The following is a 9321-nucleotide window of genomic DNA, read 5'->3' as shown; positions in this document are numbered from 1 at the left end:
TCTACACCCTCTTCTTTGTTAATTTAAGTAATACTTTGCTCAAGCTTTCTTCCGTAAGATCCTCTGCATCAGCAAAATCTGATACCGTAAAAGCAGACTCTGTTGTTGGTTTATTTATAAGTTGGCGAAGATGCCTTAACATACCATCTGCTATCACTTGAATTTTTAATTTAGAAAACTGTTCCCTACTATACATCCAAACAAAATGTAACTTTTCATCTCTCACCATTCCGATAACATCAATTAGATGAGATGGTTTGGAATCTGGAGCATGATCTAAAAATGTAAACCCTGTCTCTTGCATAAACAAAGATTCCATTGAAAACACCTGATCAAATTGGCCCAAATAATTAAAGCTTATTGAAGGCTTTTGCTGATAAACCGGAATTAACCCTTTATTCAAGTAACGTAAAATACCATAGTCAACTCCGCGATTCGGAATTCGACGCAATTGTTCTTTGACAGCCTTTAACCCTTCTATAGGTGTTTGAGTTCCTTGAAAATTGAGATGAACGGGATAAATACTCGTAAACCAGCCCACTGTCCGTGATAAATCAATACCTTCAATCATCTCTTCTCTTCCGTGTCCTTCTAGATGAATAGAAACCGTTTGCTGATTTGTAAAATCGACGATAGCTTGTCCTAATGCCGTTAATAGTACCTCATCAATCCTTGTCTTATGAGTCACTGGAACTTCGTGTAACAATGCATGTGTTTCTTCTATTCCTAAAGTCCTCGTCACTTGATCAATCGATTCTTCTGTTGTTTCTTGTATTGGATAGTCCATTGGAATTGTCATCGTTTCTTTTTCTACTTGTTCATTCCAATAATCCTGTACTTCTTTTGAAATACCCGAATCACTGTATGTCTGGAGTCGTTCAGACCATTCTTTAAAAGATGTACTTTTCGCAGGTAAGCGAATTCCTTGACCTTGTTTCATCTGGTTATATACCACCTGTAAATCTTCCAATAGAATTCTCCACGATACTCCATCTACTACTAAATGATGAATCACCCAGAATATTCGATCATTTCCAGTCAAGTTATCCTCAAAGTAAACTACTCTCATTAACGGACCAGTAACTAAATTGAAACTATCTTGATTAATGTTCATCTCTTCTTGTATTATTTTATTCCACTCTTTTTCATTAACTTTGTTCCGTTTTACAACATGGAGTACTGACAGCTCATCAGTCCCTTCATTTCTCTGCCTCCATGTTCCGTTTGATAACTGCTCGTACCGAAAACGTAAAGCATCATGATGTTTGATTAAATTTAATATTGCTCCCTCTAGTAACTTCACATCCAATCTCTCTTTTACTCTTAAAAGCATTGATTGATTCCAATGCTCTGGATGTGGATGTTCTTGCTCGAAGAACCAGTACTGAATTGGAGTAAGAGGCACATCTCCTGTCACAATCCCCTGCTCCGCTTGTACTCCCTGCGTTTCTATAGCCACTTGTGCCAGCTCGGCAATAGTCGGGCATTCAAACATTTGCTTTGGAGTAAGTTTTAACCCTACTTGACTTGCTTGAGATATGATTTGAATACTGAGAATCGAGTCGCCACCAATTTCAAAGAAATTATCATAGATTCCCACCTTTTTAATACCTAATACTTGCTTCCAAATTGTAGCCAGTATCTGTTCATTACTATTCCGAGGGCCAACACATTCACTATTAATCTGCTTTTCCTCTGGCATAGGTAAGGCCTCACGATCAACTTTGCCGTTAGCTGTAAGTGGAATGGCTTCCATCTTCACGTATCCTGAAGGTACCATATAGCTCGGTAGTTTCGCTTTAAGATACTCTCTCCACGCACCTACATTTCCATCTCCTACAACATAAGCTACTAATCGTTTATCACCCGGTTGATCTTCTCTTACAATTACAACTGCCTCTTTTATAGATGCATATGCATTTAAAGTAGACTCAATCTCCCCAATCTCAATTCGGAAACCACGTATTTTAACCTGATGATCAATTCTTCCACGATAATCCAGATTACCATCTGGCAAATACCTCGCTAAGTCTCCTGTCCGGTATAATCTTGCTTTCGGATCACTACTAAATGGATGAGATATAAAGCGCTCTGCTGTTAATTCAGGTCTATTTAAATACCCACGCGCAAGCCCTGCCCCGCCAATATAAAGCTCACCATCTACACCTATAGGAACAGGTTGTTGATAAGCATCTAATATATACACTTCTAAATCTGGAATCCGTTTTCCGATATTACTTCTCGAAGCATGATGCACATCATCTAGAGTAATTGGATAATACGTAACATGAACTGTAGTTTCTGTAATTCCATACATGTTAATTAGCTGTGGTTCTTTATCCCCATATCTTTGAAACCACGGTAACAAGCTAATGGATTCTAACGCTTCTCCGCCAAATATCACATAACGCAGCTGCAAGTTTTTATTCTTATCTTCATGTTCACACACTCGTATTAATTGTCGAAATGCGGAAGGTGTCTGATTTAGAACTGTGACTTCTTCCTCCACCAATAATTGATAAAAATCTTTTGGCGATCGACTAATCCAGTACGGAACAACAACTAATTTTCCACCATATAATAATGCTCCCCAAATTTCCCATATTGAGAAATCAAATGCATAAGAATGAAAAAGCGTCCAAGTATCTTTTTCATTAAACTGATACCAACAATCCGTCGATTTAAATAACCGAATGACATTGTGATGCTCTATCATAACGCCCTTTGGATTCCCTGTTGATCCCGAAGTATAGATTACGTAAGCTAGATTTTGGGAATTCACATCAGAAACCGGCAAGGTCTTACTTTCTTTCCCAATCTCTTCTTGATCACGATCCAGGCAAATCGATTCAACATTTTCTGGTAACCATTTCAATTCTTTTAAACTTTCTTGCGTTACGAATAACTGAATGCTAGCATCCTCTAAAATATATTGAAGTCGCTGCTCTGGATATGTTGGATCAAGTGGAACATAAGCCCCACCAGCCTTCAAAATCCCTAAAATACCTACAATCATTTCGAGAGAACGTTCAACACACAGTCCAACTAAAGTATCAGGTCCTATTCCCTTTTTCTGCAGATAATGAGCTAACTGATTTGCACGTTCATTAAGCTCCTTATAAGTAACTTTTTCTTTTTCATACGTAACTGCAATAGCGTTTGGATAAATCATTGCTTGTCGTTCGAACAATTCATGAAGAGTTTCCCGAGGTGGGAAATCCAGCTTAGGATTGTTGAACTCAACTAAACTTTTTCTTTTATCTTCATCAGAAATAATTTCGATTTCAGCTACCTTCTGCTTTGGGTTTTCAAAAGTGTTTTCCATTATTGCTAACATAACGTTAAAAAAGCGTTTTATCTCTTCCTTAGAAAATAGCTCCTCACGATAATCAATATGTACATGTAAAGAGTCTATATCAATTAGATTTTCAATATGCACTGCAAAATCTTGTACCTCTTCACGGTTTGCGATCCATAGTGAGTCACCACTTTCATCACGATCCCTATAATCAATCGTAGTTCCGAAAAGTCTCACATTACTGTTATTCTCTTTATTAATCTGCTTTAATAATAAATCAAATGGATATTTCTGATGTCTTAATGATTTACTTTGTTTTCTGGACACCCTACCAATAAATGAAAGCACTTCTTCTTCTGGATCAATATCCATTCTTAAAGGAACTGTACTCACCATCATTCCAATCAATTTTCGTTCCATTTTAGTCATACGGTTGCCGTAAGCCATTCCCAATGCAATATCAAGCGATGAAGTCCACCGATACATGGACAACGAGAAAGCAGCGACAAAAAGAGTATATAAACTAAATTTGTAATTTTGGGAAAATAACTCTATTTTTCTCTTCAAATGCTCCGATAATATAAACGTCTCGCGTGATGCTTTGGTACTAACTTGGTACGTATTATAGGGTTTCAATCCGGTTACAGATGGAAGTGTTTTAAATTCCTCTAACCAGAATTTTTGATCTTTTTGAAAGCGACTACTATTCAAGTATGTTTTTTCATTGGCCAGAAATTGAACATATGAATTTTTAATTTCGCCTTCCTCGGTCTCGTTATGCATTTCATAATAATATTTTGCAATCTGCTCAGTAAATATTTGAATTGATAAACCATCCATGATAATATGATGAACATTTCCAAAGACTGCACATTCATTATCGTTTAATTTTATTAAAGCGAAATAGTATAAATTTGAATTAAGTAATGTAAACCTTTCTTTTGTTTTCTGCTCAATCCATTCCTCAAGCAAATCTGAATTCTCCACATTACTGAAATCGAAAAACTCAAATTCTTGTTCTTCATGTTTAATAAAATATTGTTTAGGTTCCTGATGCCCATTTTCCTTTAATCTAATGCACAGACCGTCATTTTCACTGATAACACGATTCACAACTTGGTTTAATTTTGAATAATTCATTTTTCGATGAAGTTTAAATAAAAATCTTAAATTACATATCCCTTTATCAGAATGAATAACTTCTGTATACCATATTCTTCGCTGCGGGTGACTTAATGGAAAACATTCCTCATTGGTCATAAAAAATCTTCCCTTCAAAAATTATTTGCTCTTATAGGTTCGTGTTTATGTTTAGCCCATAAATATTTCTGCAGTGAAACTCCAATTACTCCAATGACAACAAGCCCAATCCCGCCATAAACATAGAGTTGAGTTACTCCAAACAAATGCACTAATGGACCACTCATAGCAGGAGAAATAATTAGAACTGCGTTTGTTAAACTGCTTTGAATACCAAATACTCTTCCTACTTGATCTTGATCAGATTCTATTTGTAAAATGACTTGATTAGATACAAGCATCAGCCCACTTCCAATACCAGCGATAAAACTAATCAGATAGGCCAAAACGAAGACCGTACCGGGCGTTATCAAACCAATCCCCCCAAAACCAATTCCCATTAAAACCATGCCTCCACATACTACCCAACCATATTGAAATTGTTTTAATTTCTGAGTTAGTAATGCACCAAGTATTCCGCCAAGACCAATAATAGAAATGATATATCCCATTTTACTTTTATCATGTGGGAATAAGCTCTTAAATAAAGTCGGGAATTGTGAGTCTACTAATTGTAATACTGCCATGGCTATTGTAACGAAAATCATAGTTGATAATATTATCCGATTAGATAACACATAGCCCCACCCTTGTACCCAAGCGGCCCAAGTGCTTTGCTTTTGCTTTTCAACAAGTTCTTTCGATATAGTTTCTTTGAATTTTATTGTGGGTATCAGAACTAACGTAGCTAATAAACAACTTATAGCTCTTATAATGAGGCAGAACTCTGGCTGAAACCAACTCAGCAACATGCCCCCTATAAGTGGGCCTACTATCTTGGTACCCTGCTCTACTATTCCGTTGATACTTACTGCTTTAGTAAGCAAATCTGGGGATACAATCTGTCTTGTTAGTGTTTGTTGTGCAGGATAATAGAAAACAATAAAAATGGAACGAATCATTAATGCCACTAAGAGCCAGTGGATATTTTGTACAAATAAAAGAGCAATTGTTATTAAACCAACCATCAAATTACAGAACATCATAATTGGAATTTTTCTAAAACGATCTGCAATAACACCTGCCCATGAGCCAAAAATAATTCCAGGAAGTGCATATGCAACAGGGATCAATCCAATCATAGTAGGATCTACTTCCCATTCAAACCCAACTATAGTCATAATCGCTAACATATCAATAAAAACACCAAGCATAAGCAATGAATAGGCAGAGAAAACTTGTAAATAAACCCTATTTCCTAATAGGCCTTTTGAATCGGTAGTTTTCATAAAATGTGCTCCTTAAATTTACTAAAACGGATGTTTTGGTGTACACAATACCTCTTTTTTGCATATAATTTATAACTCTACATATATCCATCCGAAATTTAATAGTATTCAAACTTCAATAACTATAAAATTCAATATCTTTGGTATAATTTGTGCATTCAAATATATTTATTTTTAGTTTTTATACGTTCACTTCTGACTCTAAATAATCTTTTTCACCTATAAACGTGGACAAATTAAATGATTTCTAGTTATATCGTCATTACAACCACAGTAAAAAACGATAATATTTCATTAATTTATCTGAACAACTTTCTTTGATTTTCATATTCTACAAACTAAAACTCTACTCAATGAAAATAATCCATTAATAGCTATCTAACCCTAAAATTTATAATAGTTAAACCATCCAAATTACACCCTCTTTTCAGAATTGTCTTTTTTTTCTATTTAAAATACTATCACACAAATTTTCTAGCTACTATCTTCATAAAGTTGAAATAATCAAATTGGAAAATTCAGATAAAAACAAGGTAAATTTGCAATTATCTTAGTTAATATTATTTTCACAAACGCTATTGAGTCATAACACACGATATACTCCTCTTTTTTCACATGTATGTTAATCATAAAAATTACTTCTTTTCCTTAAAACACTCTCGTTACTGGTTTATTTTTCATAAATAGGTCATACCTTTTTCCCCTTTCATTCCTCTTTATATTTTTATCATACGCAATGAAAATCTCCCCTCCTCATTTATTGTTAATGTGTTAAAAACCGCTCTTTGATACTAAGTGTTTTTCTGTCATATACGGTAGTGTCAAAATGTCATGATTTTTATGACATAGCTATTAACCCAGCCGGATCCCACTCAATTTTTATTATTCTTTATAAATATGACAGAAGTTCACTATCGACTATGACTCGCCGCTTGCTACACTCTCTTCATACGCTAACTCGTTGTGCTAATAAAAATGTAGCTAAAAAACTTACAAAGATAATTCCAAATGATTATACAAACGCATATCGACCTTTTATATTTGATTCCCCGGTATTAAAATGGTTAGAAAGTAAACAAGTGAATGCGATACTATCTATTCTTAGTGTACTAGTAGGAGTTGTATTTTTTATATTTACAATTAGTTTCTTATACTTCCATTTATCAATGTATTTAGATTGAGATAAAAGCCAATTTCAAATACTTTCTATATTAGGGTTAACTAAAAGAGAGATAAAAAAATGTAACCCAACAAATTAGCATATTATTTTTTATACCTATTTTGATTTCTGTTCTTCACAGTAGCGTGGCCTTCTTGGCAATAAGGTTTTTAGCGCAGAGCAGGCACATAGACTTACCTATTGCAGGGAATTCTATTCTCATATTCACGAGCTTTATTAGTGTACAAATAATTTACTACTTTATTATTAGAAGAAGTTATTTGCGTCAAATACTTCATTCCATAAATTAAAGTGGAAACTGAAAGAAATGCTGATGGTATTCCGTATATACCTCTTACTTAAAGTCACTTTTTTAGTGAGCAAATTAAATTCTTTGTTTTACTAATGGAGTAGCACCACATCTCTATCAAGCTAAGAAAATAAAATTCCTCTTAAAATGAAAAAATACGCCATTCTATCTGCAAAATCAGAGGAAGGGATAACGTATTTTTTGCTTTATGGATAGTGTAAGGTCTTAGCTTGACGGCGATGTGGCGGTACCCCACATTCATCAACTTAAGAACTTGCTTTATTCTAAAAAAATTTTTAGAGTAAGTTGTTTTCGAAACAGAAAGACATATTTTTAACTATAAAAACTATAACAAAATTTATCCGGTTTTCCTTTTTACCTACTTGCTAAATTCAGCAAGTAAAATATTTTTAAATGGATCAGGACTATCAGCTTTAAGACTGTTCAAATTGACGGCCAATGTATGCTTGCCTCCAAGTGTGCCACCAGCAAAAGTGGTAAACCCTAGAACTTTACCCTGGTGTCCCCATATCGAGACACCGTTTGGAAGCTTAGTTTCATAGATCCCAAGACCATATCCGGTTCCTTCTCTATCTGTAGGAACTGTAGTAAGCATTTGTTTTAGTTGCTGTTCCTTCAGTACTTTACCACTGAGTAAGTACGAGAAGAATTTGTTTAAATCGTCAGCAGTAGAAATCATATCTCCATCCGAGCTACCTGGGTTAATATAAGTAACGTCTTTTAGCTCACTTGCTCCGTCTAGTTGGAAATAGCCACGGGCATGCTTAGTACCTGGAATCACGCTTGAATTGCCAGGTAGGAATGTATTTGACAAATCAAGCGGTTCAATAATCCGATTTTCAACCTCTTCCGCATAGCTGTTTCCTGTTACTTTTTCAATAAGGATTCCTAGTATTACGTATCCTGTATTTGAATAAGACCAACCCTTCCCTGGAGCAAAGTCTGGGGGAAGAGAAATCCCCATCTTTACAAATTCTTCAGCCGTATACGATTTTTTTATATCCGTGATATCAAAGTCTTTTGAATTTATATAGTCAGCAATACCACTTGTATGATTCAATATTTGTCGGATCGTAATCTGGTTACCATCATATCCGTTTCCTTGAATGACACCAGGCAACCATTTTTCAATGGAGTCGTCTAGATTCAAACGGTTTTCTCCAGATAATTGAAGTAGAACTGTTGCAATGAACGTCTTCGTTACACTACCAATGCGAAAACGAAAATCTGTTTTCATTGGTTTCTTGGTTCTCAGATCCGCTAACCCAGCGGCATAACTCCATGTTTTTCCACCCTCAGAAGTTTTAGCAATTATCCCAGGATATCCAAGTTGCAATGTATCCCGCATTGCCTCTTTGACGAAATTATGTTCTCTTTGAGTGCTTGTTTGTAACGAACTAGATAAATTTTGCGTAGGTTCTGCTTTTATAATTGATGTTGGTGTTATGTATAACAGGGAACTTCCAGCTATTAAAAGTGCTAGACTTGCACATGTAATTTTACTGCTTGTTTTCATAAAGCATTCCTCTCCTCTATTTAAATTGTATTGATGGTTGATAGCTATGTCATATGCTAAGCTATCAACTCTCCCAATGATAAAAGTCAACACTGAATTTGCAATCATCTATGCACCAATTATTTCTACAAACAACTTTCTGACCTAATAAATGATTAATCCCTCTTTTTCAGATGTATGTTAAACTCTGTAATTTCTTCTTTTCTTCCATAGAGTTTTGTTAATGAATTTGTTTTTATATAAATATATAGTATCTATTCACCCTCTCGTTCTTCTCTACATTTTGATCATACACAATGAAAATCTCTTTTTTCTTACTCCTTTCTTACAAATTCCTTACGCTCAAAACCACTTCTATAATTCGGTGGTTTTTATTTTAAGAAAACTCAGTTCTATTAACTTGATAGGCATAGGGTACAGCCACACATCCATCAACTTAAGGTATATTTTTATACAAAATGCGGTCTTTCCATATAGTTTTTTATTATC

Annotated in this window: 3 protein-coding genes and 1 pseudogene; 1 reads left to right on the top strand and 3 read right to left on the bottom strand. The window is 34.8% G+C overall.

Annotated features, from left to right (window positions below):
- Position 1: 1 nt before the first annotated feature.
- Entirely contained in the window at positions 2 to 4558 is a 4557-nt protein-coding gene (locus tag ACQVV1_RS15650) for an amino acid adenylation domain-containing protein (protein WP_431169068.1), read from the bottom strand.
- Positions 4559 to 4572: 14 nt separating this feature from the next.
- Positions 4573 to 5826: an MFS transporter gene (locus ACQVV1_RS15645; protein ID WP_000858625.1), complete on the bottom strand. Its 1254-nt coding sequence runs from the start codon at positions 5824 to 5826 to the stop codon at positions 4573 to 4575.
- Between the two features lie 974 nt (positions 5827 to 6800).
- Between ACQVV1_RS15645 and ACQVV1_RS15640 the strand changes: the two are divergent.
- Positions 6801 to 7296, top strand: a pseudogene (locus tag ACQVV1_RS15640) (ABC transporter permease); the annotation flags it as partial.
- 378 nt (positions 7297 to 7674) lie between these two features.
- On the opposite strand, the gene ACQVV1_RS15635 reads toward ACQVV1_RS15640, so the two are convergent.
- Positions 7675 to 8832: a serine hydrolase domain-containing protein gene (locus ACQVV1_RS15635; RefSeq protein ID WP_431169067.1), complete on the bottom strand. Its 1158-nt coding sequence runs from the start codon at positions 8830 to 8832 to the stop codon at positions 7675 to 7677.
- Positions 8833 to 9321 lie beyond the last annotated feature (489 nt).

The organism is Bacillus basilensis, assembly GCF_050630465.1.
GTDB classification, from domain to species: Bacteria; Bacillota; Bacilli; order Bacillales; family Bacillaceae_G; genus Bacillus_A; species Bacillus_A basilensis.
The sequence above is the reverse complement of the archived record's forward strand: the minus strand, read 5'-3'. Positions and strand labels throughout refer to the sequence as shown.

Bases quoted from the DNA above. Each gene is read 5' to 3' on its own strand.
- ACQVV1_RS15650 (WP_431169068.1), bottom strand. From the start codon at position 4,558: ATGACCAATGAGGAATGTTTTCCATTAAGTCACCCGCAGCGAAGAATA.
- ACQVV1_RS15645 (WP_000858625.1), bottom strand. From the start codon at position 5,826: ATGAAAACTACCGATTCAAAAGGCCTATTAGGAAATAGGGTTTATTTA.
- ACQVV1_RS15635 (WP_431169067.1), bottom strand. From the start codon at position 8,832: ATGAAAACAAGCAGTAAAATTACATGTGCAAGTCTAGCACTTTTAATA.